This window comes from Agrobacterium sp. CNPSo 2736 (genome assembly GCF_004005385.1).
Taxonomy (GTDB): domain Bacteria; phylum Pseudomonadota; class Alphaproteobacteria; order Rhizobiales; family Rhizobiaceae; genus Agrobacterium; species Agrobacterium leguminum.
Genome location: NZ_RZTX01000016.1, coordinates 106,019 through 130,036 on the forward strand (window position 1 = coordinate 106,019; position 24,018 = coordinate 130,036).

A 24,018-nucleotide genomic window follows, 5' to 3' on the forward strand; every position below is an offset into this window, starting at 1 on the left:
ATTTTTCTGTCCACAGAACCGCCAGGCGGACAGGTGACCTTTCGCCCGTCGCCACATGCGGCATAGTCATCCCGGCGCAGGCATCTGCGTGGTTTTGAGCGATGGCATCGTCACTTCCTTGACCCGGACAGGGTTCGCCCCGGTGCCTCAAAGCAGGCCATGTGCTTTCGAGCAGAAAGGTGAACGATGGGCATTCTCGACAAATTCTCTCTCGAAAACCGCATCGCCATTATCACCGGCAGCGGCCGCGGTCTCGGTTTTGAAATCGCCAAGGCCTTTGCCGAAGCTGGCACCCATGTCTGGCTGACCGGCCGCAATGCCGAGACGTTGCAACAGGCGGTCGACACGTTGCGCGAAGCGGGTGGAAAGGCGGATTATGCCGCCTTTGATATTGCCGATACCAAAGCCGGGGCGGCGCTCGTCCACCGCATCATGAGCGAACTCGGCCACCTCGATATTCTCGTCAACAATGTCGGCGCGCGCGACCGCCGCCCGCTGTCCGAGTTCAGCGATGAGGACGTGCTGGAATTGATCCGCACCGACCTCACCTCCTCCATTTCCCTGTCGCGGGATGCGGCGGAAGCCATGGCGGCAAAGACCTATGGCCGCATCATCACCATCACCTCCATTCTTGGCCACATCGTGCGGCCGGGCGATGCGATCTATCCCGTCGCCAAACAGGGGCTGACGGGCCTGATGCGGGCCATCGCCGTGGAATATGGCGCACGCGGCATCACCAGCAACGCCATCGCGCCCGGCATGTTCGCGACAGAAACCAATGCCGCCCTTGCCGAAAATCCTGACATGGTGGCTTTCGCCAAGCTGCGCGTGCCGCTGGAGCGCTGGGGCCGGCCGGACGAGATTGCCGGTGCGGCGCTGTTTCTGGCCAGCGACGCGGCCTCCTTCGTCAACGGCCATGTGCTGACGGTGGATGGCGGCATGTCGGTGCGGCTGTGAGAGGGCATTTGCGGAAAGGCACGCGATAGGCATGGCCGCACGGCAACGCATCATCCCCGTCAGGCGCGAATATAACCGCTGGGTCGCCAACCAGACGCTGGAAGATTATGCGCTGCGTTTTACCGCCAAAAGCGCCCGGCAATTTTCCTCCAACCGCATTTCCCACACCGCCATCGGCGCAATATCGTTCCTCGCCCTTGAGGCCATCGGCGGGGCGATCACGCTCTCCTACGGCACCACCAATGCCTTTTACGCCATCCTCGTCGCCGCCATCGCCATGCTCGCCGTCGGCCTGCCGATCAGCCGTTATGCCATCCGCCACGGTGTCGATATCGATCTTCTGACGCGCGGCGCGAGCTTCGGTTATATCGGCTCCACCATCACCTCGCTGATCTATGCCGCCTTCACCTTCATGCTCTTCGCCATCGAGGCGTCGATCATGTCCGGCGCGCTGGAACTGGCGCTCGGCATACCCTTGTGGATCGGTTACATCATCTCGGCCGTCATGGTCATTCCGCTCGTCACCCATGGCGTGCGCCTCATCAGCCGTTTCCAGATCGTCACCCAGCCCTTTTGGATCGTCCTCAACATCCTGCCCTTCGTCTTCATCGCCCTGATGGACTGGGAGAAATACGATCTGTGGCGGGCCTTTGCCGGCATCCACCACGCCTCCGGCCCGCCGGGCACAGTGGCGGATTTCAATCTGGTGGAATTCGGCGCGGCCTCGGCCGTCATTCTGGCGCTGATGTCGCAGATTGGCGAACAGGTGGATTTCCTGCGCTTCCTGCCGGCCGAGGGGCAAAGCCGCCTGCGCCACCGCATCGCCGTCTTTCTGGCCGGCGCCGGCTGGGTGGTCGTCGGCGTGCCGAAGCTGCTGGCCGGCTCCTTCCTCGTGGTGCTGACCTTCAGCTCCGGCGTTTCGGTGGACCGCGCCGCCGATCCGGCGCAGATGTATCTCACCGCCTTCGGTTACATGATCCCGAACCAGACGGCGGCCATGCTTTTGATGGTCGCCTTCGTCGTCGTCTCGCAGCTGAAGATCAACGTCATGAATGCCTATGCGGGTTCGCTCGCATGGTCCAATTTCTTCTCTCGCCTCACCCACAGTCATCCCGGCCGCGTCGTCTGGCTGGTCTTCAATGTGGCGATCGCGCTGCTTCTGATGGAACTCGGCATCTACCGGCTGCTGGAAGAAACGCTCGGCATCTTCTCCATCATAGCCATGGCGTGGCTCTGCACCATTTCCGCCGATCTCTTCATCAACAAGCCGCTTGGCCTTGCCCCGCCAGGCATCGAATTCAAGCGCGCCCATCTTTACGATATCAATCCCGTCGGCGTCGGCTCCATGGCGCTTTCCGCCACCATTGCGCTGATGGCGCATTTCGGCGCCTTCGGCCCGCTCGCGGCGTCGCTCGCACCCTATCTGACACTCATCGTCGCTTTCATCGCCTCACCGCTCATCGCCTGGGGCACGAAGGGCAAATTCTACCTCGCCCGCAAACCGCGCCAGAAGTGGCGTGAAGAAAGCAGCATCACCTGCTCCATCTGCGAACACCCGTTCGAACCGGAGGATATGGCGTGGTGTCCCGCCTATGCCGCGCCGATCTGTTCGCTCTGCTGCTCGCTGGACAGCCGCTGCCACGACATGTGCAAGCCGAAGGCGAAGCTGAATTATCAGGTCGCCACCGTCGCAAAATCCTTCCTGCCGGATCAGCTGGTGGCCAAACTCGCCACCCGGCTCGGCCGTTACGGCATGGCGGCGGCGATTGCCGTCACCGCCATCGGCGGCATATTGGCGATGATCGCCCATCAGGTCGGCACCGCCTCGCCGGAAACGGCCGATGTGGTGAACCGCACAATCCTCATCGTGTTTTTCGTCTTCGCCGTCATTGCCGGCATTGTCTGCTGGTTCCTCGTGCTTGCCCATGACAGCCGTGTGGTGGCGGAAGAGGAATCCTCCCGCCAGAACACGCTGCTGCTCAAGGAAATCGCCGCCCACAAGAAGACCGATGCCGCCCTTCAGGACGCCAAGGAAACGGCCGAGGCCGCCAACCGCGCCAAAAGCCGTTATGTCGTCGGCCTCAGCCACGAATTGCGCACACCGCTCAATGCCGTTCTAGGCTATGCCCAGATTCTCGAACGCGACGATACCATTCCCCCTCCCCGGCAATCGGCGATCAAGGTCATCCGCCGCTCGGCCGATCACCTGTCAGGACTGATCGACGGGCTTCTGGATATTTCCAAGATCGAGGCCGGACGCCTGCAGGTCTATTCCAACGAGATCAATATCCAGGATTTCCTCGACCAGATCGTCGACATGTTCCGCCCGCAGGCGCAGGCCAAGGGGCTGGAATTCCGCCATGACCGGTCGCGGGCCCTGCCGCAATATGTCCGCACCGATGAAAAGCGGCTGCGCCAGATCCTCGTCAACCTCATCTCCAACGCCATCAAATTCACCGATGAGGGCGCAGTCACCTTCGATGTCGGTTATCGCAGCCAGGTGGCAAGCTTCACGGTGTCCGATACCGGCCGCGGCATCGCACAGAAGGACCTCGCCCGCATCTACGAACCCTTCCAGCGCGGCGAGGCAGAGAGCGTGCGGCCAATGCCGGGGCTCGGCCTTGGCCTCACCATCACACGGCTCCTGACCAACACACTCGGCGGCGAGATTTCCGTTTCGAGCGAAAAGGATGAAGGCTCCACCTTCCGCGTCCGCCTGATGCTGTCAGCCGTGCACCGGCCAAGCACGGCGCTGGCGGCGGAAAAGACCATCCGCTCCTATTCCGGGCCGCGCCGCACCATCGTCGTGGTCGATGACAATGAGGATCATCGCGAGCTGATGCGGCAGGTGCTTTCGCCACTCGATTTCGTGGTGCTGACGGCGCAAAGCGGACCGGAATGCCTGACGCTCATCGAAGGCGTGAAGCCCGATCTTTTCCTCATCGATATTTCCATGCCCAGCATGACCGGCTGGCAGCTTGTGACGAAACTGCGTGAAGCCGGCCAGACCGCCCCGCTCATCATGCTCTCGGCCAATATCGGCGACGGGACAGTGGCGGGTGCTGGAGAAGACAACCACAATGACGCCATCGCCAAGCCTGTCGATATCCGCCAGCTTTGCGACAGGCTTGCCGTGCATCTCGGCCTGAAATGGATTTACGAGGCGGATATGCCGCCCCCGCCATCGCCGCCGCCGGTGGCGCAGATCGTCCATCCCGGCGCAATTCACATTCAGGATTTGCAGCGGCTCGGCGAAATAGGCTACATACGCGGCATCGAGGCGAAACTTGCCGATCTTGCCCGCAACACGGAAAACCTGCCCTTCACGCAGGAGCTCGGCACCTATGTGCAGGCCTTCGATCTGGCCGGTTACGCGCATTTTCTCAAACGGTTTGCGGATAGAGACACGGGAGACGGCAAGGCATGAGCGGTCAGGCGGCGGCCCCGAGAGACATCGTATTGCTGGTGGATGACAGCCCGGAAGCGCTCGGGTTCCTCACCGATGCGCTGGAACAGTCAGGCTTTTCCGCCCTCATCGCCACCTCGGGACAGGCCGCGCTCAACATTGCCGAACGCATCACGCCCGATATCATCCTGCTCGACGCCGTCATGCCGGCCATGGACGGTTTCGAGACCTGCCGCCGCCTGAAGGCCAATGCTGCGGTGGCGCAGGTGCCCGTCATCTTCATGACCGGGCTGACCGAGACCGAACATGTGGTGCGGGCGCTCGAATCCGGCGGCGTCGATTATCTGACCAAGCCGATCAATATAGACGAGCTGCGCGCCCGCATCCGCGTGCATCTCTCCAATGCTCGCTCGGCGCAAAGCGCTCGGGTCGCGCTCGACGCCGCCGGCCGCCACCTGCTCGCCGTGCGCGCCAATGGCGCCATCCACTGGTCGACGCCGCAGGCGACGCGGCTCGTCAACGCCGCCACCGGTCGGGACGACGGCATGGAAATCGTCACCAGCCATATCGGCCGCTGGCTCGCAGAACGGGCGGCGGCGGAAACCGGCCGCGACGTGCCGCTGACGATCACCGAGGCCGGGCGGCCCGCCCTGCAACTGTCCTTCCTCGGCGCCATGGGGCCGGATGAATTCCTCTTCCGCCTCACCGCCGCCAATGAGAAATCCGGCGACCACCTGCTGCGCGAACATTTTTCCCTCACAGCGCGGGAATCGGAAGTGCTGCTGTGGATCGCCAGGGGCAAGTCCAACCGCGATATCGGCGACATTCTCGGCCTTTCCGCGAGAACCGTGAACAAGCATCTGGAGCAGATCTATGTGAAGCTCGGGGTGGAAAACCGGGCATCCGCGGCCGTGAAAGCAGCACATATATTGCATCAGGGGTGACGACAGCCATTATTATGGTAGGTTGTCCGACATATTCCGCTTGAGTTCACGACGTCCGCTTATTGGGCGAGCGTCCGGCGCTTGTTTCTTCTCCCCGCCGGGGAGAAGTCCGCGGCAGCGGGATGAGGGGGCAAGCTCTCCGAAATCCGGCAACGTTTCCCCCTCATCCGACCCTTCGGGCCACCTTCTCACTGGTGGGGAGAAGAAACAGGCGGCAACGCCGCAACCCATTCCCCCAAACATGTCTCGCATCCCAACAAGGAGGACGTTCCCATGGACCGTTTCATCATCCTTTCCGGCTGCTCCGGCGGCGGAAAATCCACGCTTCTTGCCGAACTTGCCCGGCGCGGTTTCGCCACCGTGGAAGAGCCCGGCCGCCGCATCGTCATTGAAGAAACCCGCAATGGCGGCACGGCCCTGCCGTGGATCGACATCGAAGCCTTCGCCCGCCGCGCCATCGCCATGGCGCTCGAAGACCGGCAAAAGGCCCCGCCGGAAGGCCCGGTCTTCTTCGATCGCGGTCTGATCGACGCCGCCTCGGCGCTTCGTCATATAAATGGCGATGCCTTCATCGAGACGCTGAGGGCTGCACACCGCTATAACCGTCTGGTCTTCCTCACCCCGCCATGGCCGGAAATCTACAGGGGCGACAGCGAGCGCAAGCATGGCTTCGATGCGGCGGTCGAGGAATATGAGCGCTTGCTCCGCGATTATGACGAGCTTGGCTACGATATTTCCGTGCTTCCGAAATCCGGCATAGGGGAACGTGCGGACTTTATTCTGACCCGGATCGACTGAACCGCTCTGGCAAGAGAATGGGCTTCAGCGATTTTCGAGCAATTGCGAGACGGTGACAAACTCAAACCCGCGTTGACGCAGACCGTCGATGATCAAGGGCAAAGCCTGCCTGGATATCTCGCGGCTTCGATACATGACGTGCATGATGATTACGGAGCCGTTTCCGGTCCGCTCGATGACGTGTCTGGCGAAGGCGCCTGCATCCTCGGCGACATCGGGAAAGGATTCCGGCTCGACATCCCACATGATGGTTTTCCGGTCATGCCGGGAAAGATACCAGGGCAAGGTGAGCAGCTTCTTGCCATAGGGCGGACGGAACATGATCTCGCCTTCATAACCAGCAGCCCGAATGGCCGCATCGGTGCGCTCGATCTCTTGCCCAATCCGCGCCGGCCCCATCAGCATCATGTTGGAATGCGTGTAACTATGGTTGCCGATCTGATGCCCGTCGCTGACAATCATGCGCGCCTGCGGCAGATTTTCTTCGGTCTCCTGACCGGTCAAAAAGAAAGTCGCTTTTACCCCGCGCTCCCTCAGGATCGCCAGGACATCAGGGGTGAAACGCACCGACGGCCCGTCGTCGAAAGTCAGCGCCACCATCGGCCTTGTTGTTTCGACCCTTGCGATGATGCCGCCGAATAATTGCGTCGTCCGGGATTTGCTGAAGAAATGCAGGCCGACGAGCGCCGTCGCCAGCACGACGAGAACAAGGAAGAGCGACACGGCTCGCTTTGTCGTCATTGCCATCCCTCATTGCAGTTCCCGAGAGGATTAGTTTCCTGCCTTGTTGTCCCTAGTGTGGCCGAGACCGCAAACAAAAAGCCCGGCATCGCTGCCGGGCTTCGATAGGGTGTCGCAGAAGGGCTTAGCTGCCCTGCTGGATGTAGGTGAACTTGCCGTCCGGACCCTTCTTCCATTCGTACATGACGTAGCCGGGAAGCTTCGGGTCGCCCTTCTCGTCGAAGGAGATGTCGCCGAGCGCGGTCGGGAAGGTGCCGGACTTCAGGGCCTCGGCAACCTTTTCCGGCTCCACGGAACCGGCGGCCTTCGCCGCACCGGCAATCGCCTGCATCGCGGCATAGGAGTAGAGCGTGTAGGCTTCCGGGTTGAAGCCGGCGGCCTTGAACTTCTCTACCAGTTCCTTGTTTTCCGGGCGCAGCGTCGGATCGGGGCCGAAGGTGTTGAGCGTGCCTTCGACGGCATCGCCGGCGATGGAAGCAAGTTCGTTCGAGACGATACCGTCGCCCGAAACGAGCTTGGCCTTCAGGCCCTGGTCAGCCGCCTGACGGATGATGAGGCCGGCTTCGGTGTGCAGGCCGCCCCAGTAGATGATGGAAACGCCGGCTTCCTTCATCTTGGAGATCAGCGCGGAGAAGTCCTTGTCGCCGACGTTGACGCCTTCATACATGACTTCCGTCACGCCAGCGGCATTGGCAGCCTTCTTGGTTTCATCGGCAAGGCCCTGACCGTAAGGCGTCTTGTCGTGAATGATGGCGACCTTGGCGTCCTTGAAATGATCGGCCAGGTACTTGCCGGCAATGCCGCCCTGCTGGTCGTCACGGCCGCAGGTACGGAACGTGTTCCACAGGCCGCGCTCGGTGAAGACCGGGTTGGTTGCGGCGGGTGTGATTTCGAGAATGCCGTTTTCGGCGTAAACTTCAGAAGCCGGAATGGAAACGCCGGAGTTGAAGTGACCGACAACGAATTTCACGCCGTCAGCGACGAATTTGTTGGCAACCGAAATACCCTGCTTGGGGTCGGATACGTCGTCGCCCAGCACGATCTTGATCTGCTCGCCATTGATACCGCCGGCGGCATTGATGTCTTTCGCGGCCTGTTCGGCACCCTTCTGGATCTGAGCGCCGAAAGCAGCGTTCGGGCCGGTCAGCGGTGCGCCGACAGCGATCACGACATCGGCCCAGGCCGAACCGCCAAACGCGACCATGGCGGTCAGCGCAACAGCGGAAAGAAGAGACTTCTTCATTACTTTACTCCCAGTTCCTTTGGATGGGTTGATTGCAAGGACCTGTTCAGTACCCACCTTCACTGAACAGGAAACTGTTCCACTCTGACGAGCATTGTGCAGCCGGAAAAATCCGCCTGTCAATCTTTCTTCTTGTAGGAAAATGCCGATGTCCGGTCGTAAAGCCAATAGTAGTTATTGACCATCTGGCTCGTCCGGCGCGTGCGGAAACCGACGCTGGAAAAAACCAGAAGAAGAACGACGTCAAACACGTAATAGAAGCCGTTGATGAACGGCCCGTTGAACAGCGCGTGATGCAGAAACCGCATCACCACACCCAGAGCGAGCGTATAGATAACCACCCGCGTATAACCGCCCCAGCCATCGGCCACGGACTTGCCCGTGCGCCATGCCGTCCAGAAACCCAGAAGAACAACCAGCGCGCGCAGAACATACCGCACGCCGTTATCCGTTTCGAAAAAAAGGCCCTGCATCTCTTTCCCCATCAGTGCCGGGCTGAAACGCCCTGACCCTGCCTTGTCTGTCGTCCCGTCGTTTTCCCGCCGGGCATTTTATTGTTTGCACCCCGCCATGGATCCTTAAGGTTTGGCCGAAAGGACGACAGGCCACCGTTTGCAGTCTTGCGCCGCAAAATTTCCGGCGCAAGTAAAATCTTTCAGTGCCGTCCGCCTTCGAGATAGGCGGCGCGCACCTGCGGATCGGCGAGCAGTTCCCTGCCCGAACCGCTCATCGTCACCTTGCCGTTGACCATCACATAAGCGCGGTCGGAAAGCTTGAGCGCGGCAAAGGCGTTCTGCTCCACGAGGAAGACGGTCAGCCCCTCTTCCTGGTTGAGTTTCTTGATCGCCTCGAAAATGCCCTTGACGATCAAGGGTGCGAGACCGAGCGACGGCTCGTCCAGCAGCAGGAGCTTCGGCCGTGCCATCAGCGCGCGGCCGATGGAGAGCATCTGCTGCTCGCCGCCGGAAAGCGTGCCGCCGCGCTGGCTCTGGCGCTCCTTCAGGCGCGGGAACATCACGAAGATCTTCTCGACGTCTTCCTTGAAATATTTCAGGTTATCGAGATTGGCGCCCATCTGCAGGTTTTCCAGCACCGTCATGCGCGGGAAAATCCGGCGGCCTTCGGGCGACTGGGCAATGCGCTTGCGCGCGATCAGATGGGTGGGCAGATGGGTGATGTCCTCGCCGTCGAAGATCACCTGGCCGGCGCGCGCCTGCGGGCTGCCGCAGATGGTCATCATCAGCGTCGACTTGCCGGCGCCGTTGGCGCCGATCAGACTGACGATCTCACCCTTTTTAACCTCGACATCGACACCGGCCAGAGCACGGATATTGCCGTAATAGGTTTCGACACCCTGGACTTTCAGAAGCGGTTCACCGGACATCAGGCCGCTCCTCCGTCGAGTTCTTCCGCAATCACGTCTTCCACTTCATCATCCTCGACACCCAGATAGGCGGCGATGACCTTCGGGTCGTTCTTCACATGGTCCGGCGTGCCGTCGGAAATCTTCTGGCCATATTCCAGAACCACCACATGGTCGGAAATCTGCATCACCACGGACATGTCGTGCTCGATGAGAAGCAGCGACGTGCCCTCGTCGCGAATGCCGCGCAGGAGCGCGTTGAGCGCCAGCGATTCCTTCGGGTTGAGGCCGGCGGCCGGCTCGTCGAGGCACAAAAGCTCCGGCCCCGTGCACATGGCGCGGGCAATTTCCAGACGGCGCTGCGCGCCATAGGGAAGGTCGCCGGCCGGGTCGTCGGCGCGGTCGATCAGATCGGCCTTTTCCAGCCAGTATTTGGCCTTTTCGATGGAGGCATCCACCGCCCGCCGGTAAGCAGGCAGGCCGAGAAGACCGAGGATCGTGTAACCCGAAGCCTTCATCAGCGCATTGTGCTGCGCCACCAGCAGGTTTTCCAGAACGGTGAGGCCCGAAAACAGGCGGATGTTCTGGAAGGTGCGCGCCACCTTGGCCTTCTTGGTGATTTCGAAATCCGGCAGGCGCTCGAGAAGATGCGCCTCGCCGCTTTGCTGGCGCATGGTGATCATGCCCATGGTCGGCTTGTAGAAGCCGGTGATGCAGTTGAAGACCGTGGTCTTGCCCGCACCGTTGGGGCCGATCAACGCCGTGATTTCGCCGCGCTTCGCCTCGAAGGAGAAGTCGTTGATGGCCATCAGGCCGCCGAAGCGCATCGAGAGATGTTCGACCTTGAGGATCGTATCGCCAGTCGTATTGGGTGTCATTGTTGCCGTTCCGGAAGCCATCAACCGTGACCTTCCTTGGTAAAGCTGCCGGAGACGGCCTTGCGTTCCTTAAGGAAGGCCGTGGGTTCACGCGAGCCGACGAAGCCGCGCGGCTTGAACAGCATGACGATGACCATGGCAAGGCCGAAGAGCAGCATACGGTAAAGTTCAGGCGTGAAGTCGGGCCCGAAGACATGCTTCAGGAACTCCATTTCGCGCAGAAGCTCGGTGCCGCCCACCATGACCAGCGCCGCAATGGCGATACCCGTCAGCGAGCCCATGCCGCCGAGAACGACGATGGCGAGGATGACGGCGGATTCGAGGAAGACGAAGCTTTCCGGCGAAACGAAACCCTGACGCGCGGCAAAGAAGGAACCGGCAAAACCGCCGAACATCGCACCCGTGGCAAAGGCGGTGAGCTTGGTGATGACGGTATCGATGCCGAGCGAACGGCAGGCGATCTCGTCCTCGCGCAGCGCTTCCCAGGCGCGGCCGATCGGCATGCGGCGAAGGCGGATGGTCACATAGGCCGTCAGCATGCAAAGCAGCAGGATCACGTAGAACAGGAAGATCTTGTAATAGGCCGACGACATCGACAGGCCGAAGGCCTTGGCGAAATTGTTCGACGCGCCGACATCGAAGGACCAGATGCCGAAGACGGACGCCTTGGCGATGCCGGAAATGCCGAAGGTGCCCTTGGTCACATCCGTCCAGTTCAAAAGCACGAGGCGGATGATTTCACCGAAGGCGAGCGTCACGATCGCCAGATAGTCGCCGCGAAGACGAAGCACCGGGAAACCGAGAATGATGCCCCAGAAGCCCGCGAGAATGCCGGCGACCGGCAGGAGCACCCAGAAAGACAGGCCGAAATGGCTGGAGAGCAGCGCATAGGAATAGGCGCCGACCGCGTAGAAGGCCACGTAACCGAGATCGAGCAGGCCGGCCAGCCCGACGACGATGTTGAGGCCCCAGGCCAGCATCACATAGATCAGGATCTGGATGCCGAAATTGTCGACGAATTTCAGCGAACCCTGAAAGCCGAACAATTGCACGGCGATAACGGGATAAAGCAGCAGCAGGACCAGCGCCAGCTTCAGGAAGTGCTTGTGGAAAAAGCCCTTTTCCTCGGAAATCTCCAGCACGCCGCTCTTGGCCTTGGCCAGCTTGCGACGATCCAGCGACGGCTTGATGAAGCCGACAACGAGAAAGCGGCCGACAGCGGCAATGCCGACGAAAACCGCCAGAAGCTCCCAGCGGGTGCCCCAGATCAGCTGGTTGTTGATATCCTGATAGGTGACGATGCCCACATAAAGAATGAACATGCCGAACGAGATGAGGCCCGCGATCAGGCCCTCCTTCACAGCCGTCGCCATCAGGCTCGGGCTGGAAGCAGCGTTGTCGGAAGCGATATTGGTCATGGGATCACACCTTCTCGACTTCCGGACGACCGAGAATACCGGTCGGCTTGAAGATCAGCACGAAAGCCAGGATGCCGAATGCCGCGACATCCTTGTAGGCGATGGAGAAATAGGCCGACCACAGCGATTCGATGAGGCCGATCAGCAGGCCGCCGAGAACAGCGCCCGGAAGCGAGCCGATGCCGCCGAGAACGGCCGCCGTAAACGCCTTGACGCCGGGAATGAAGCCATCGCTGAAGGAGGCAACGCCGTAATACATCAGATACATGGTGCCCGCGACAGCGGCGAGCGCCGCACCCATGATGAAGGTGATGGAGATCGTCTTGTCGACATCGACGCCAAGCAGCGCCGCCATCTTGCGGTCCTGTTCGGTGGCGCGCTGCGCCCGGCCGAGCGGGGTCTTGTTGACGATATACCAGAAGGCGAAGAGCAGCACCGAGGTGACGACCATGATGATGAGCTGCTTCAGCGACACGGTAATGGCGCCAAAATGATAGCTTTCCGTCACCATCGACGGGATCGGTTTGTTGCGCGGACCCTGCGTCACCTGGATGAAGTTGGACAGCGCGATCGACATGCCGATGGCCGTGATCAGCGGCGCAAGACGGAAGGAGCCTCTGAGCGGGCGATAGGCGACGCGTTCGATCACCCAGTTCCACAGGCCGGTCATCAGCATGGCGACGACCATCATCAGAAGCAGAAGAAGCGCCACCGGAATGCCGGCGACAAAGGATGTCACGATCAGGAAAACGATCAGCGCGGCGAAGCCGCCGAGCATGAAAATATCGCCATGGGCGAAGTTGATCATGCCGATGATGCCGTAAACCATCGTATAACCGATAGCGATGAGGCCGTAGATCGATCCAAGAGTCAGCCCGTTGATGAGCTGCTGGATAAAATACTCCATGTCTTTCCCCCGGGCACGACCTCGAATGGGCCACGCCTCGTTATGTTAATTATAGGAGCGCCCTTGCAGGCAGGCCCCCACCCCCAAAATGCATATCGTGTTCGTTAAAAATGTGAAGTCAAAAACGGGCGATCCTGCACAAAATTTGGAATTTCCACATGGACTGCCGCTTTCCCGGTCAAAAGAGCCATGATTTTGGCAGGAAGTGCTGAAAAAATGACGGCCGGATGCTTATTTCAGCATTGTCCGACGCCATTATTTGACGGGCAGCGGGCAAAGGAGTAGCGAAGATCGGAACGGCGATATCCCGCAGACGGGATCAATTGGCAAAGAGATGATCGACATATTGACGAAAGCGGCGCTGGACGCCGGGCAGGCCATCATGGCGGTCCACCGTGCCGGCCCGCATGTGTCGTATAAGGACGACTGCTCGCCGGTGACCGAGGCCGATCAGCGCGCCGAGGCGATCATTCTTGCGGCGCTGGCCGCCCATTTTCCCGACATCCCCGTGGTTGCCGAAGAGGCGGTATCGAGCGGCATCCTGCCGGAAACCGGCGCGGAATTCTTCCTCGTCGACCCGCTGGATGGCACCAAGGAATTCATTTCCGGCAAGGACGATTTCACCGTCAACATCGCGCTCATCCGCAACGGCGTTCCGGTGGCCGGCGTGGTTTACGCCCCCTGCCGCGGGCAGGCATGGACGGGCGAGGACAATGCCGCCGAAAAGCTCGCCATCTCCGGCGAAGGGGCCATCCTTTCGCGCCACCCCATCCGGGCGCGCCAGCGCGGCGCCTCCCCCGTGGCGCTGATCAGCCGCTCGCATTGCACGGCGAAAACGGAAGCCTTCGTAGCCGAACACGGCCTGAAGGACTGCATCTCCGTCGGCTCCTCGCTGAAGTTCTGCATGCTGGCGGAGGGCGCTGCCGACATCTACCCCCGCTTCAGCCGCACCATGATGTGGGACACGGCCGCCGGCGACGCCGTGCTGCGCGCTGCGGGCGGCAGGACGCTCGATTGCGAGGGCAGGCCGCTTGCATATGCGGTGAGGGGTGATGGCGAGGATGCGCTGGCCAATCCGGATTTCATTGCCGAAGGGGCGATGGCGGTGGAACACGCGGGGTAACAGGCGCTCGGCGTTTGCTGCGGCATTGGTGACGCGCGGCATTGGTGAGCTTCGGTGGGTGCGGCTTTACCCCCTCTGCCCTGCCGGGCATCTCCCCCTCAAGGGGGGAGATCGACTCGCGGATAGGTCTCCCCCATCTCCACGTTTGCGAATGAAGTGGCGGTAGCGCCTCCTGCCGATCTCCCCCCTTGAGGGGGAGATGCCCGGCAGGGCAGAGGGGGGTAAGCCGCATACGCCGAAGCCCCCAAAAACATCCTCATACCGATCAGCGCGGACAAATTTCTTCCCCGCTCATCCCCACCCCACCCCGCCACCCCACAATGGCCCCGCAACGAAACCCCACAGCGCGGAAGGCACATCATGACGGAACAGACGGCGAGACTTCGGCTTCCCTATATCCTCCCCTCGCAGGCCCAGAAACACGTCACCCATAACGAAGCCCTGCAAAGGCTGGATGCGATCGTGCAACTGGCCATCAAGGCCATCGTCACCACACCGCCCGATAACGCAGCGGAAGGGGATTGTTTCCTCCTCTCCGCCGATGCCGCGGGCGACTGGGCCGGCAAAGCCGGAAGGCTCGCCTTCCGGCAGGATGGCGCCTGGCTCTCGATCGCGCCGCAGCCCGGCTGGACGGCGTGGTTTGCGGCCGAGAGCAGATATCGCATCCTGCACGATGGCAACTGGCGCGACATGCCGCTGCCGGCCGCCGGCCGGCTGGAGCGGCTGGGCATCGGCACCGAGGCCGACGCCGTCAACCGGCTGGCGCTCACCTCCCCCGCCAGCCTCTTCACCCATGCCGAAGAAGGCGGCAGCCACCGCATGACGATCAACAAGGCGGGCAAGGGCGATACCGCCTCGCTGCTGTTCCAGTCCGGCTGGAGCGGCCGGGCGGAAATGGGCCTTGCCGGCAATGACGGGTTTTCGATCAAGACCAGCAAGGATGGCGCCTCATGGCACACCGCACTTCTCTGCAGCGGCGACGGCCGGGTCTCGATGCCGAACCGCCCGCTCGCTGTTGCCGGCCTGCCGGCGGGTACGACGAAACCCGCCAATGGCTCGACGGCGGGTTTTTCCGTGCTCTCCATCGCCGAGGGCGGATTTGCGCTCGGCGATGCGGTGAGCGGCGGCGGACGTGAACTCGTGGCTCCGGCAAAGGGCCCTTATCTGGCGGCCATGACGCTCGCCGTGGCCTCCTCTTCCGGCCACCGGGTGACGCTTTTCATCAACGGTGCGGCGGCCAGCTTCGGCATCGCCGGCAATGCATCGACGTCAGGCACATCGCAGTCGGCAACCTCCATCCTTTCCCTCGATGCCGGCGACCGCCTGCGGCTGCAGCATGAGGGAACGGCGGAATTTACCCAGGGCAGCGGGAAAACGTGCCTTTCGCTTGCGGCGCTCTGATGGAAACAACCGATGAGAGAGAAAAATTGCGATTTTTGGAAAAATTTTTTCCCGGCAAAATAAGGCGACTCGAACAAATCAGGCGAAACCGTTCAAATTCTTAATAAATTGTCTAGAGCTGCTTAGGCAATTTTTAAAGGTACCGGGATAGAGTTCCCGTCATATGGTCTTGAGTTTGTATAGAGTGTCCAATGACCGAAATGATACGCCCACGAGTTAAATATGTCATCGGCCCCGATGGCAGCCCTCTGACGATCGCGGATCTTCCGCCTGCCAATACCCGTCGCTGGGTCATTCGCAGAAAGGCGGAGGTGGTTGCAGCGGTACGCGGTGGACTGTTGAGCCTCGAGGAAGCCTGCGAGCGTTATACGCTCACCGTCGAAGAATTCCTGTCCTGGCAGTCCTCGATTGCCGATCATGGCCTTGCCGGCCTGCGCACCACGCGCATTCAGCAATATCGCCACTAAAACAGTGCGCCGGCGCGAAAACGCGCCCAGACCGAGTTTCCAGAACGCCCCGCCGGATTATCGACGGGGTTTTCGGTTTGATTTCGGATTTCCCCCTGAGAACTGCCCCACAAAGCCGGCGATTGTCGCCGGTTTGTGTCCGCTGCGTTCGCTATCCCGCTGTTTCAATTCAGGCCGAAGCCGGTACAGTGGCGACAACGAACAGCAATGCGGAAGGCGCTCATCATGGACATCAAGACAACCGAAACCGGATCGCACGGCGAATATTCGGCGACCATCGACGGCCACAAGGCGGAGATGACCTATTCGCGCACCTCCCCTTCCCTCATCATCATCGACCATACCGGCGTGCCCGATGCGCTGCGCGGCAAAGGCGTCGGCCAGGCGCTTGCCGCCCATGCGATCGATGAAGCCCGCAAGGGCGGCTGGAAAATCATTCCGCTCTGCCCATTCTTCAAGGCCCAGACGTTGCGCCATGCGGAATGGGCGGATGTTATTCAGGGGTAAATGGGCAGACATAACGAGCGTTATGTCAGTTATCTACGTATCGACGGATGTTTTGGCCAAAACGGAGCATCCACGCGCCGTCACCCCGGCCTTGAGCCGGGGTCCAGCAAGCTCAAGTCATTGAGCTGAAAAGACTCTTCTCGTCGCGCAGACGCGCGCCGGCTGGATGCCGGATCAAGTCCGGCACGACGGCGGAGATATTCGGGTGCGCCAGAAATCACGCCACCTTCAACGGCGGCGTCCCGGCATGCATGCTCCGGCGGACTTCTTCGCGGAATTCAAGCGTATCCTTTGCGCCATGCACGGCCACGGCGTGTTGCACGGCCGCTTCCATAAGTTCCTCCGGAGAATCGGCGGAGATGGCGACGGTGCATCTGCTGTCACTGGGGAATTCGCGGCAATCGATATATTGGCGGGCCATTTTTTCCTCCCTGCAAGTGCCGCCCGCACCCGCACGGGGCGCGTGCACGTAAAAGCCTCCGGCTCACGGTCGGAACCCCCGTAAAATACGCCTTTCCCCACCTCCGGACAATCGAAATCAGGCCTGACCGTCCCGGCGGGAAACACCGGCGACGCGGCAAAACAAAAGGCCGCCCTTAGAGAGCGGCCTTTCGAAAAAATGCATGGCGTCCCGTCATTGAAAGCCGCCTCCTGATCCACCGGCAGCCGTCAATGAGGACGATCTTCGTAAATTCCTGCGCCTATAGGTCAGGCGCGGGCGCGGATGGCTCCGTCGCGGTTTTCGAGGGCAGCGGCCTTTTCATATTCGGCCTGCACCTCTTCCAGCGAAGCCTCGGCGGCTTCCTGCTGGGCCTTCAGCTCACGGATCGAGACCTGAAGATTATCCGCCCGCTGGCGCGCGGCCTTGGCGAAGGTCGGATAGGCGAAATGCGTCGGATCGGTAATGCCCGACTTGCTCTCTTCCAGAGATATCTGATGCACCAGTTCCTTTGCCATCCGCTCGAACTCGGACATCATCTGCTGCAGCTGGTTAAGCTGCCGGCGTTTTTCATTGACCTGAAATTCCTTCAGGCGAACCAGGCTGTCACGCGACTTCATACGCAATACTCCATGGATAGCGAGACCCGGATCAAAAAGGCACTATGCCACCCTGATCGGCCCGTTTAACCCGCCCGTTTTTCCGTAAGGGTTGACCCCTGTCCCGGAATGATTCCCAAAAGTTACCCGACGTTAATAAAAAACCGCCGTCGTTAACCTTTCGTTTACGGGCATCGTTAATGATAACGACGATCATTTAAGGGTCGGTAAATGCCAGGTCCAAAAAAATGGACCCGACGATGTAAGAGTCGATTGAATCACTTAACGGGATTTCCTCACGTTAAGCTTCAATTTTGGCGATGGTGGATTCACGTGCAAAAACAGCGAAATGCCTACTTTGCTTAATAAATTCGATACACCTTGCCAAAGGCAATTAGAATTTGTTAACCATTTGGTGGCAGCCTGCAAATCAGGCAACGTCTGGATCCGCATCGCGCGAGGCAATGATTTACCGGTTCGCGGGCGGCAAAGGGGATAATTATGCGGGTTCTACTTATTGAAGACGACAGCGCGACAGCGCAGAGCATTGAACTGATGCTCAAGTCGGAGAGCTTTAACGTCTACACGACCGACCTCGGTGAGGAAGGCGTGGACCTCGGCAAGCTCTATGATTACGACATTATTCTTCTCGACCTCAACCTGCCCGACATGTCGGGTTACGAGGTTCTGAGAACGCTTCGCCTCTCCAAGGTCAAGACGCCGATCCTCATCCTGTCCGGCATGGCCGGCATCGAGGACAAGGTTCGCGGCCTCGGCTTCGGCGCAGACGATTACATGACGAAGCCGTTCCACAAGGACGAGCTTGTTGCCCGCATTCACGCCATCGTCCGCCGTTCCAAGGGCCATGCACAGTCGGTCATCGCCACCGGCGAGCTGATCGTCAATCTCGATGCCAAGACGGTTGAAGTGGGCGGCCAGCGCGTTCACCTGACCGGCAAGGAATATCAGATGCTCGAGCTGCTTTCGCTGCGCAAGGGCACAACGCTGACCAAGGAAATGTTCCTCAACCACCTCTATGGCGGCATGGACGAGCCGGAACTGAAGATCATCGACGTCTTCATCTGCAAGCTGCGCAAGAAGCTCGCAAACGCCGCCGGCGGCGCAAACTACATCGAAACCGTCTGGGGACGCGGCTATGTTCTGCGCGAGCCGGATGGCGCGACGGAATTCCTCGAAACCGCCTGATCCATTCCGGAACAGGACAGTTTTTAAAAGACCCGCTGGAAACGGCGGGTTTTTTGTTGCGATTTTCTCTCCCTCATTCCTGTGCTTGTCACAGGAATGAGGGAGAAAGACCTAGCCACGCATCGCCAGAGGACGACGGCAGATGAACCACCCCATCCCTACCCTCAGGACCGAACGCCTGACGCTGCGCCCGCTGGCGATCACGGACTTTCCAGCCTATCGGGATTTCATGACGTCATTGCGCTCCATCGGTGTCGGCGGTCCTTACGACCTGCCCTCGACATGGGGCGTGTTCTGCCACGATCAGGCCAACTGGTACTTTTTCGGCCATGGCGCGCTCATGATCGATCTCGGTGAAACGGGTGAATGCATCGGCCAGGTCGGCATCAATCACGGTCCGCTGTTTCCGGAAAAGGAACTGGGCTGGCTGCTTTACGAAGGCCATGAAGGGCGCGGCTATGCGGCGGAAGCCGCCTCGGCGCTGCGCGACTGGGCCTTCAAGACCCTGAACCTGCCCACGCTTGTCAGCTACGTCTCGCCGCAGAACCGCAAATCCGCGGCCGTCGCCGAACGAATCGGCGGCAGGCTCGACCCGGCAGCACCCCGTTCCGATCCCGAAGATCTCGTTTATCGGCACCATCCGGCAAATGCCGTTTGAAAAGGGACGCCTCAGGACCATCCCGGTAGCGAGGCGTCCGGAAAATCCGAGCTAACGCATTTCCGCTTTCAGAAAGCCGAGGATCGCCTCCGCGATCTGCGCATGGATGGCCGCGCGGTCCCTGCCGCCGCCATCCCGGCAGACGAAACCTTCGCCCGGTGAAAACTCATCCACGATCTTTTCGCCGTTCGGCCTGCAAATCTGCATGAAGCTGAAATGGCTGGCATCCGGTATGTCCCGATAAACGGTCGTCGCCTTTGGCAGATGCCGGGCGATATAGTCGGAATCGGCCTTGATGGCGGCGATCTCCGGTGTTTCCACACCCGCGGCCAGAACCAGAACCGGCACGCCGACGGCTTGCAGCGTCTCGGGCAGGAAACCGGCGGCCGGCCCGAGATCCAGCGCAATGGCGGCGCGGATGCGGGTATCCTTCAAATCCATCAAAAGCCGCGGATCGGCCCTGCCGTTACCGACAACCCCGACTTTGGCGAGCAGCCGCGGAGCCTTGCATTGCGGCGGGCGCTTCTCCCCGCGGCACTCCTTAAGGGCAAGATCGGCGCTGTATCGCGCGCCAACCAGCTCCATTGCGGTCCAGCCGCCGAGGGAATGGCCGATTACGGCGATGCGCGTCGCGTCGATGCTGCCGGCGAATCGGTCATCGCCGAGCAATGCGGTCAGCGTTCTGCTGATGTCGCGCGGCCGCTCCCACAATGGAACGATCTCGGTCGCATTTTCTTCGGTGAACGATTCGCCGCCGTGATCCGGGGCGGCCACGACATAACCTTCCCGCACAAGCTCACCGGCAATCCAGTTCAGATTGCGCCAGCTTCCGCCGAAACCGTGCGACAGCAATATGAGAGGACGTGAACCGTCAAGAAGGGAAGCGCCCGGTTGAACCTCAAGGCCGTAAAAGGCGGCATTTTCGCCGACGATCTCGCTTTTGCCCGACGGCGCGGCCGGGTACCACAATGAAACGGCTAGCGTTCTCGAACCGGCCTCATCCGGCAATTCGATCTGTTTAAAACCGATGCCGCTTTCCGCCGTTGCGGACTGGACAGTGGAAAAAATGACGATGACCGCCAGAAGAAGATAGCGCATGGGATGCTCCGGAGTTGATATGGACCAACTCCTGGTTCAATCCGCCGCCCGCCGAGACCTCAAACAGGTTTCAGGTCGTCCTGAAACGCGATTCGAGACAGCAACACCGGGCGCTGGAGAAACCCGCGTCACACTCTTACTGGAAATGCCTAGATATCCGCGATCCGCTCGAAAAGCCGAACGGGGCTGTCGCGGAACGCCGTATCGCGAAATGGCCGGAAGCCGAATCGGGCGGCTATGGCCAGCGACGGACTGTTGAGCGGATTGATCATGCAGACGGTCCGCTGCGAAATCCCGCGACCGTCGAACCATCGCAGCGCCGCCTCCACCGCCTCAGTCGCGACACCCTTGCCCACCAGCGCCCCGTCGATTTTCCACATCGCCTCGGGCACGCCGTCGAAATCCTCACCGTTGCCACGGCGCATATGGGCAAAACCCACCTCGCCCACGATGCGCCCCGTGGCAAGCTCTTCCACCACAAAGGGGCCGAAACCGAAAGCGGACCAATGGCCCAGAAAACGCAAAAGCCGGGCGAAGGCGAGTTCCGGGTCCAGCGGCGCAATCGATACGACCCCTTCGATCTGCGGAACATCCGCGCCCCAGAAGGCGCGATAAAGCGCTTCATCCGCGATGGCATGCGGCCGCAGGACAAGGCGAGCGGTTGTCAGACGGGTCATGAACATGCTCCCCAAACGAAAAAGGCCGGCGCGTCGGCAGACGCGGTCCCGGCCCTTTCACAAATTCAGATCGGCGATTGAACGGTCACTCGGCAACCGTCTTGGCGGTAAACACGATGCGGTCGTCATGCACCTTGTATTCCACCGCCATATTGGCCTCCTCGGCCAGAAGCAGCGTGTAATAGGGCTGAACGGAATGGGCGTCGACCGCCTCTTCCAGCCTGCCTTCGTAAATTTCCACGAACTTGGCCGGCACGCGCATCATCCGGCCCTTGACGGTGATTTCGAACCTGGCGTCGCCGTCGGGGCTTTCCAGCAGCACATCCACATTGCCGCCGCGCGGAATTGCGCCATAAGCCACGAGGAAAAGGTTGAGCAGAAGTTTGACACGATTCTTCGCAACGATGGCGCGCGGGCCGTTCCAGCTCACCTCCGCCTTCTTTTCAGCGGCGGCGAAATCCTGGGCGGCCTTTTCGGCCTCGCCGGTGTCGATGGACGCGCCGGCAGACCCGGAAGCGCCGAAAGCAAGGCGGGCGAACTTCAGCCGCACGGATGCGTTAAGGGCTGACGTGCGGATGAGATCGAGCGCATCGTCATCCGTGCCGCCCTCGTCCAAAAGTTCGAGGCCGTTATTGATGGCGCCGACAGGAGAAATAACATCATGGCACACACGGCTGCACAGAAGAGCCGCCAGATCGGGACCGGACAGCGTGATATTGAGTTTGCTGGTCATAAAATTCTCTCCTGCGCAAGGGAGGCGCGGACGGTGTGGAAATTGTTAAGCCATAATGACACCATATTTGGTAAACCGATTGTTAATAGGATGGTTTCAAAATGCCAAATGCCTTAACAGGCCACACTGGAGCCCCGTGTATCCGCAAGGATGCGCGAAACATGCTGTAGAACTTTGACTCTGCGCATCGGCCCTTTCGAAAACCGATTCGGATTTTCGAACCGATGCGCTAACGAAACAGACGGACGGACATGACGATGCGCCTTACGAAAACCCGCACCATTGCACGCCTCGGACTGGGAAAGATCGTCGCGCTCCTTGCGAGCCTCCTGATATGGGTCGCACCGGCCGCGGCCCAGAACAGCGATCAATATTCTTTCCAGGAAGTCGTGGATGCAGGCCACGGATTCTTCGGTGAAACCACCGGCGGCCTTGCCAAGGTGGTGGAGCGCGCCTTCCAGCAATACGGTCTTCCGAACGGTTACATTCTCGGCCAGGAAGGCTCCGGCGCCTTCGTCGCGGGTCTCACCTATGGCGAAGGCACGCTTTACACCAAGAATGCCGGCCAGCACCCCGTCTTCTGGCAGGGGCCCTCCCTCGGCCTCGATTATGGCGGCCAGGGCACCCGCGCCATGATGCTGGTCTACAACCTGCCCTCCGTCGATGCGCTTTACCGCCGTTACGGTGGTGTGAGCGGCTCCGCCTTCATCGTCGCCGGCGTCGGCATGACCTATCTGAAGAGCAGCGACGTGACGCTTGCCCCCATCCGCACCGGCATCGGCGCGCGCCTCGGCATCAATGTCGGTTACCTGAAGCTCACCCAGCAGCCGACCTGGAACCCCTTCTGATTCGCTAAAGCCGGGGCGGGAGGAAATAACGGGCCGGTTTTGACGGTGCGACACCCCTCCCCACGGTTGCAATAATAGCGTAACGTGCTTTCGCGCCCCTCTTTCCGAATGCGCGCGTATCTGAGTTTCGGAGACTGTCCCGCGTGATCGAATATGCCATTCTCTTCGGATTGGGTTTTCTCACCGCAACCCTGCTGGCCCTGCTGATCGCACCCGCGATCCACCGCCGCATCGTCGCCTATACGGAAAACCGCATACGCGCGACAATGCCCATCAGCCCGCAGGAAGTGCGCGCCCAGAAGGACATGGCGCGTGCGCTCTACGCCGCCGAAAACGCCAAGGTCCGCCAGGAACTGGATACGGAACGGGAAAAGAATACCTCGCTGCGTCTCGCCAACGAGGCCGCCTCCAGCGATGCCTATCGGCTGGGCGAACAGAACCGCAGCTTCTCCCTGAAAATCGAAGAGCTGACGCTGGAAATCGGCGAATTGCGCGCGGCCCTCGATGCCGCCGAAGAACACGCCGGCGTCGTACAGGCGAACCTCGCACAGCAGGAGCAGGCCGCCAACGAGCGCGCCGGCCAGATGTCCGATCTCACCGCCCGCCTCACCAATCTGACGCGCGAGCTGGATGATTCGAAAATCCTTGCCGCCACCCGCGATCTGGAAGCCGAGCAGGCCAAGCAGAGCGCCACGCGTTTCCGCAAGGAAGGCGAGACCGCGACCCGCGAATTGCAGGATGTGGCGGCCCGCAACAAGGAGGCGATGACGGCCGTTGCGCGCGAAAGCCGCAAGGTCACCCGGCTTGAGGAACAGGTCGCGACCGTCATGGCGAAAAATGCCGATCTCGACACGATGCTGACGCTGCGCAACCAGGAAGTCGCCCGCCTCAAGGAACAGCTTGCCGCAACCGGCGGCCGCGCCAACGACATGATCATTCGCCTGCCGAACCCTGCCGTGCCGGTGGAGAAAACGGTTAGCCCATCGCAACCGACGGCCCCCGCCCCATCCGCCGCGCTTGAAACCGCACCCGCCGAAGAAGAGGCGGCACCGGCGATGGCCGCAGAGGAGCCGGCCCCCCCGGTCGTGACGGAGCCAGCGGCGTCGCAAGGTCTGGAGCAGGAAATCGAGGATATCCGCAATCAGGGCACCGCGCTCACCGAACGCCTGCTGAACGTGCGCGGCACCGGCAATGACGAACCCATCCGCCGCGAAATCGCAAGGATCGCCGCCGAGATGATCGCGCTCACAGCAGCGCAGGAGGGCGAGAAATCGCCCATTCCGGGGCTGCTTGCCAAGGCCTCCGGCTCATCGGGGCGGGAGAGCCTTGCGAAGCGGGCGAAGGTGGTGATGGAGAAGCGGAAACATTAGGCTCTCGGTGGGTGTGGTTGTGCCCCGCGTTGAGTGTGCGGCTTACCCCCCTCTGCCCTGCCGGGCATCTCCCCCTCAAGGGGGGAGATCGATCTGCGGCCAGGTCTCGCCCATCTCGATGTTTGAGAATGAAGTGGCGAGAAAGCATCTTGCCGATCTCCCCCCTTGAGGGGAGATGCCCGGCAGGGCAGAGGGGGGTGAGCCACACCCACCGAGCCCCTAAACCCGCCCCATAAC

At 60.9% G+C, this 24,018-nt stretch carries 24 protein-coding genes; 12 read left to right on the forward strand and 12 right to left on the reverse strand.

Going from position 1 to position 24,018, the window contains the following annotated elements; genetic code table 11:
• The first annotated feature begins 186 nt into the window (after positions 1–186).
• The 4 genes from EM858_RS21890 to EM858_RS21905 all read left to right on the forward strand — a co-directional run bounded on the left by EM858_RS21890 (position 187) and on the right by EM858_RS21905 (position 6,105).
• Positions 187–957 (forward strand): SDR family oxidoreductase, encoded by a 771-nt coding sequence (locus tag EM858_RS21890; protein ID WP_127757948.1) that lies wholly within the window; start codon positions 187–189, stop codon positions 955–957.
• A 31-nt stretch (positions 958–988) separates the two neighbouring features.
• Positions 989–4,384, forward strand: coding sequence for an ATP-binding protein (locus tag EM858_RS21895; protein WP_127757949.1), 3,396 nt, complete (start codon positions 989–991; stop codon positions 4,382–4,384).
• Positions 4,381–5,307 carry a response regulator gene (locus EM858_RS21900; protein ID WP_127757950.1) on the forward strand — a complete coding sequence of 309 codons (927 nt, stop codon included), beginning with the start codon at positions 4,381–4,383 and terminating at the stop codon, positions 5,305–5,307. The genes EM858_RS21895 and EM858_RS21900 overlap by 4 nt, the downstream gene beginning before the upstream one ends.
• Before the next feature lie 273 nt (positions 5,308–5,580).
• Positions 5,581–6,105, forward strand: a complete 525-nt coding sequence (locus EM858_RS21905; protein WP_127757951.1) for an AAA family ATPase — start codon at positions 5,581–5,583, stop codon at positions 6,103–6,105.
• 24 nt (positions 6,106–6,129) lie between these two features.
• On the opposite strand, the gene EM858_RS21910 is transcribed toward EM858_RS21905, so the two are convergent.
• The 7 genes from EM858_RS21910 to EM858_RS21940 form a co-directional block, all read right to left on the reverse strand.
• Positions 6,130–6,846 carry a polysaccharide deacetylase family protein gene (locus EM858_RS21910; RefSeq protein WP_127757952.1) on the reverse strand — a complete coding sequence of 239 codons (717 nt, stop codon included), beginning with the start codon at positions 6,844–6,846 and terminating at the stop codon, positions 6,130–6,132.
• 124 nt (positions 6,847–6,970) lie between these two features.
• The gene (locus tag EM858_RS21915) at positions 6,971–8,089 is read right to left on the reverse strand and encodes a branched-chain amino acid ABC transporter substrate-binding protein (protein ID WP_004430064.1); all 1,119 of its coding nucleotides are present in this window, start codon (positions 8,087–8,089) and stop codon (positions 6,971–6,973) included.
• Positions 8,090–8,208: 119 nt separating this feature from the next.
• Positions 8,209–8,562 (reverse strand): DUF6867 family protein, encoded by a 354-nt coding sequence (locus tag EM858_RS21920; RefSeq protein ID WP_003522917.1) that lies wholly within the window; start codon positions 8,560–8,562, stop codon positions 8,209–8,211.
• A 182-nt stretch (positions 8,563–8,744) separates the two neighbouring features.
• The gene (locus EM858_RS21925; protein WP_003522918.1) at positions 8,745–9,473 is read right to left on the reverse strand and encodes an ABC transporter ATP-binding protein; all 729 of its coding nucleotides are present in this window, start codon (positions 9,471–9,473) and stop codon (positions 8,745–8,747) included.
• Positions 9,473–10,351: an ABC transporter ATP-binding protein gene (locus EM858_RS21930; RefSeq protein ID WP_003522919.1), complete on the reverse strand. Its 879-nt coding sequence runs from the start codon at positions 10,349–10,351 to the stop codon at positions 9,473–9,475. The genes EM858_RS21925 and EM858_RS21930 overlap by 1 nt, the downstream gene beginning before the upstream one ends.
• Positions 10,351–11,748, reverse strand: a complete 1,398-nt coding sequence (gene livM, locus EM858_RS21935; protein ID WP_127757953.1) for a high-affinity branched-chain amino acid ABC transporter permease LivM — start codon at positions 11,746–11,748, stop codon at positions 10,351–10,353. Before livM ends, EM858_RS21930 begins: the two co-directional genes overlap by 1 nt.
• Before the next feature lie 4 nt (positions 11,749–11,752).
• Complete coding sequence (locus EM858_RS21940) at positions 11,753–12,655, reverse strand: branched-chain amino acid ABC transporter permease (protein ID WP_004430050.1); 903 nt, start codon at positions 12,653–12,655, stop codon at positions 11,753–11,755.
• Positions 12,656–12,989: 334 nt separating this feature from the next.
• Here EM858_RS21940 and cysQ point away from each other — a divergent pair, with 334 nt between their 5' ends.
• The 4 genes from cysQ (at position 12,990) to EM858_RS21965 (ending at position 16,153) form a co-directional block, all read left to right on the forward strand.
• Positions 12,990–13,778 carry a 3'(2'),5'-bisphosphate nucleotidase CysQ gene (gene cysQ / locus EM858_RS21945; RefSeq protein ID WP_065656759.1) on the forward strand — a complete coding sequence of 263 codons (789 nt, stop codon included), beginning with the start codon at positions 12,990–12,992 and terminating at the stop codon, positions 13,776–13,778.
• 360 nt (positions 13,779–14,138) lie between these two features.
• Positions 14,139–15,179: a DUF2793 domain-containing protein gene (locus EM858_RS21955; protein WP_127757954.1), complete on the forward strand. Its 1,041-nt coding sequence runs from the start codon at positions 14,139–14,141 to the stop codon at positions 15,177–15,179.
• Between the two features lie 191 nt (positions 15,180–15,370).
• Positions 15,371–15,646 carry a DUF1153 domain-containing protein gene (locus EM858_RS21960; protein WP_003491799.1) on the forward strand — a complete coding sequence of 92 codons (276 nt, stop codon included), beginning with the start codon at positions 15,371–15,373 and terminating at the stop codon, positions 15,644–15,646.
• A gap of 225 nt (positions 15,647–15,871) precedes the next feature.
• Complete coding sequence (locus EM858_RS21965) at positions 15,872–16,153, forward strand: GNAT family N-acetyltransferase (RefSeq protein ID WP_003522924.1); 282 nt, start codon at positions 15,872–15,874, stop codon at positions 16,151–16,153.
• A 217-nt stretch (positions 16,154–16,370) separates the two neighbouring features.
• Here the strand turns inward: EM858_RS21965 and EM858_RS21970 are convergent, their stop codons facing one another.
• Together EM858_RS21970 and EM858_RS21975 are read right to left on the reverse strand one after the other, a co-directional pair.
• Positions 16,371–16,574: a DUF1059 domain-containing protein gene (locus tag EM858_RS21970; RefSeq protein ID WP_003522925.1), complete on the reverse strand. Its 204-nt coding sequence runs from the start codon at positions 16,572–16,574 to the stop codon at positions 16,371–16,373.
• Positions 16,575–16,861: 287 nt separating this feature from the next.
• On the reverse strand, positions 16,862–17,212 hold the full coding sequence (locus tag EM858_RS21975; RefSeq protein ID WP_003491821.1) for a flagellar export protein FliJ: 351 nt from the start codon (positions 17,210–17,212) through the stop codon (positions 16,862–16,864).
• 480 nt (positions 17,213–17,692) lie between these two features.
• Between EM858_RS21975 and ctrA the strand changes: the two genes are divergently transcribed.
• Both ctrA and EM858_RS21985 read left to right on the forward strand, forming a co-directional pair.
• Positions 17,693–18,397: a cell cycle two-component system response regulator CtrA gene (ctrA, locus tag EM858_RS21980; RefSeq protein ID WP_003522926.1), complete on the forward strand. Its 705-nt coding sequence runs from the start codon at positions 17,693–17,695 to the stop codon at positions 18,395–18,397.
• Positions 18,398–18,539: 142 nt separating this feature from the next.
• On the forward strand, positions 18,540–19,055 hold the full coding sequence (locus EM858_RS21985) for a GNAT family N-acetyltransferase (protein WP_127757955.1): 516 nt from the start codon (positions 18,540–18,542) through the stop codon (positions 19,053–19,055).
• Positions 19,056–19,106: 51 nt separating this feature from the next.
• Here the strand turns inward: EM858_RS21985 and EM858_RS21990 are convergent, their stop codons facing one another.
• From EM858_RS21990 to EM858_RS22000, 3 genes are all read right to left on the reverse strand, one after another.
• Positions 19,107–20,153: an alpha/beta fold hydrolase gene (locus EM858_RS21990; protein ID WP_164865522.1), complete on the reverse strand. Its 1,047-nt coding sequence runs from the start codon at positions 20,151–20,153 to the stop codon at positions 19,107–19,109.
• Between the two features lie 149 nt (positions 20,154–20,302).
• On the reverse strand, positions 20,303–20,830 hold the full coding sequence (locus EM858_RS21995) for a GNAT family protein (protein WP_080815931.1): 528 nt from the start codon (positions 20,828–20,830) through the stop codon (positions 20,303–20,305).
• An 85-nt stretch (positions 20,831–20,915) separates the two neighbouring features.
• Positions 20,916–21,563 carry a histidine phosphotransferase family protein gene (locus EM858_RS22000; protein ID WP_003522930.1) on the reverse strand — a complete coding sequence of 216 codons (648 nt, stop codon included), beginning with the start codon at positions 21,561–21,563 and terminating at the stop codon, positions 20,916–20,918.
• A 251-nt stretch (positions 21,564–21,814) separates the two neighbouring features.
• Here EM858_RS22000 and EM858_RS22005 point away from each other — a divergent pair, with 251 nt between their 5' ends.
• Together EM858_RS22005 and EM858_RS22010 are read left to right on the forward strand one after the other, a co-directional pair.
• The gene (locus tag EM858_RS22005) at positions 21,815–22,411 is read left to right on the forward strand and encodes a DUF1134 domain-containing protein (protein WP_003522931.1); all 597 of its coding nucleotides are present in this window, start codon (positions 21,815–21,817) and stop codon (positions 22,409–22,411) included.
• A gap of 143 nt (positions 22,412–22,554) precedes the next feature.
• The gene (locus EM858_RS22010; protein ID WP_127757956.1) at positions 22,555–23,781 is read left to right on the forward strand and encodes a hypothetical protein; all 1,227 of its coding nucleotides are present in this window, start codon (positions 22,555–22,557) and stop codon (positions 23,779–23,781) included.
• The last annotated feature ends 237 nt before the right edge of the window (positions 23,782–24,018 follow it).

What these genes read in the sequence shown, in the direction of transcription:
- EM858_RS21890 (WP_127757948.1), top strand. Translation starts at nt 187, where the DNA reads ATGGGCATTCTCGACAAATTCTCTCTCGAAAACCGCATCGCCATTATC.
- EM858_RS21895 (WP_127757949.1), top strand. Translation starts at nt 989, where the DNA reads ATGGCCGCACGGCAACGCATCATCCCCGTCAGGCGCGAATATAACCGC.
- EM858_RS21900 (WP_127757950.1), top strand. Translation starts at nt 4,381, where the DNA reads ATGAGCGGTCAGGCGGCGGCCCCGAGAGACATCGTATTGCTGGTGGAT.
- EM858_RS21905 (WP_127757951.1), top strand. Translation starts at nt 5,581, where the DNA reads ATGGACCGTTTCATCATCCTTTCCGGCTGCTCCGGCGGCGGAAAATCC.
- EM858_RS21910 (WP_127757952.1), bottom strand. Translation starts at nt 6,846, where the DNA reads ATGACGACAAAGCGAGCCGTGTCGCTCTTCCTTGTTCTCGTCGTGCTG.
- EM858_RS21915 (WP_004430064.1), bottom strand. Translation starts at nt 8,089, where the DNA reads ATGAAGAAGTCTCTTCTTTCCGCTGTTGCGCTGACCGCCATGGTCGCG.
- EM858_RS21920 (WP_003522917.1), bottom strand. Translation starts at nt 8,562, where the DNA reads ATGCAGGGCCTTTTTTTCGAAACGGATAACGGCGTGCGGTATGTTCTG.
- EM858_RS21925 (WP_003522918.1), bottom strand. Translation starts at nt 9,473, where the DNA reads ATGTCCGGTGAACCGCTTCTGAAAGTCCAGGGTGTCGAAACCTATTAC.
- EM858_RS21930 (WP_003522919.1), bottom strand. Translation starts at nt 10,351, where the DNA reads ATGGCTTCCGGAACGGCAACAATGACACCCAATACGACTGGCGATACG.
- livM (WP_127757953.1), bottom strand. Translation starts at nt 11,748, where the DNA reads ATGACCAATATCGCTTCCGACAACGCTGCTTCCAGCCCGAGCCTGATG.
- EM858_RS21940 (WP_004430050.1), bottom strand. Translation starts at nt 12,655, where the DNA reads ATGGAGTATTTTATCCAGCAGCTCATCAACGGGCTGACTCTTGGATCG.
- cysQ (WP_065656759.1), top strand. Translation starts at nt 12,990, where the DNA reads ATGATCGACATATTGACGAAAGCGGCGCTGGACGCCGGGCAGGCCATC.
- EM858_RS21955 (WP_127757954.1), top strand. Translation starts at nt 14,139, where the DNA reads ATGACGGAACAGACGGCGAGACTTCGGCTTCCCTATATCCTCCCCTCG.
- EM858_RS21960 (WP_003491799.1), top strand. Translation starts at nt 15,371, where the DNA reads ATGACCGAAATGATACGCCCACGAGTTAAATATGTCATCGGCCCCGAT.
- EM858_RS21965 (WP_003522924.1), top strand. Translation starts at nt 15,872, where the DNA reads ATGGACATCAAGACAACCGAAACCGGATCGCACGGCGAATATTCGGCG.
- EM858_RS21970 (WP_003522925.1), bottom strand. Translation starts at nt 16,574, where the DNA reads ATGGCCCGCCAATATATCGATTGCCGCGAATTCCCCAGTGACAGCAGA.
- EM858_RS21975 (WP_003491821.1), bottom strand. Translation starts at nt 17,212, where the DNA reads ATGAAGTCGCGTGACAGCCTGGTTCGCCTGAAGGAATTTCAGGTCAAT.
- ctrA (WP_003522926.1), top strand. Translation starts at nt 17,693, where the DNA reads ATGCGGGTTCTACTTATTGAAGACGACAGCGCGACAGCGCAGAGCATT.
- EM858_RS21985 (WP_127757955.1), top strand. Translation starts at nt 18,540, where the DNA reads ATGAACCACCCCATCCCTACCCTCAGGACCGAACGCCTGACGCTGCGC.
- EM858_RS21990 (WP_164865522.1), bottom strand. Translation starts at nt 20,153, where the DNA reads ATGCGCTATCTTCTTCTGGCGGTCATCGTCATTTTTTCCACTGTCCAG.
- EM858_RS21995 (WP_080815931.1), bottom strand. Translation starts at nt 20,830, where the DNA reads ATGACCCGTCTGACAACCGCTCGCCTTGTCCTGCGGCCGCATGCCATC.
- EM858_RS22000 (WP_003522930.1), bottom strand. Translation starts at nt 21,563, where the DNA reads ATGACCAGCAAACTCAATATCACGCTGTCCGGTCCCGATCTGGCGGCT.
- EM858_RS22005 (WP_003522931.1), top strand. Translation starts at nt 21,815, where the DNA reads ATGACGATGCGCCTTACGAAAACCCGCACCATTGCACGCCTCGGACTG.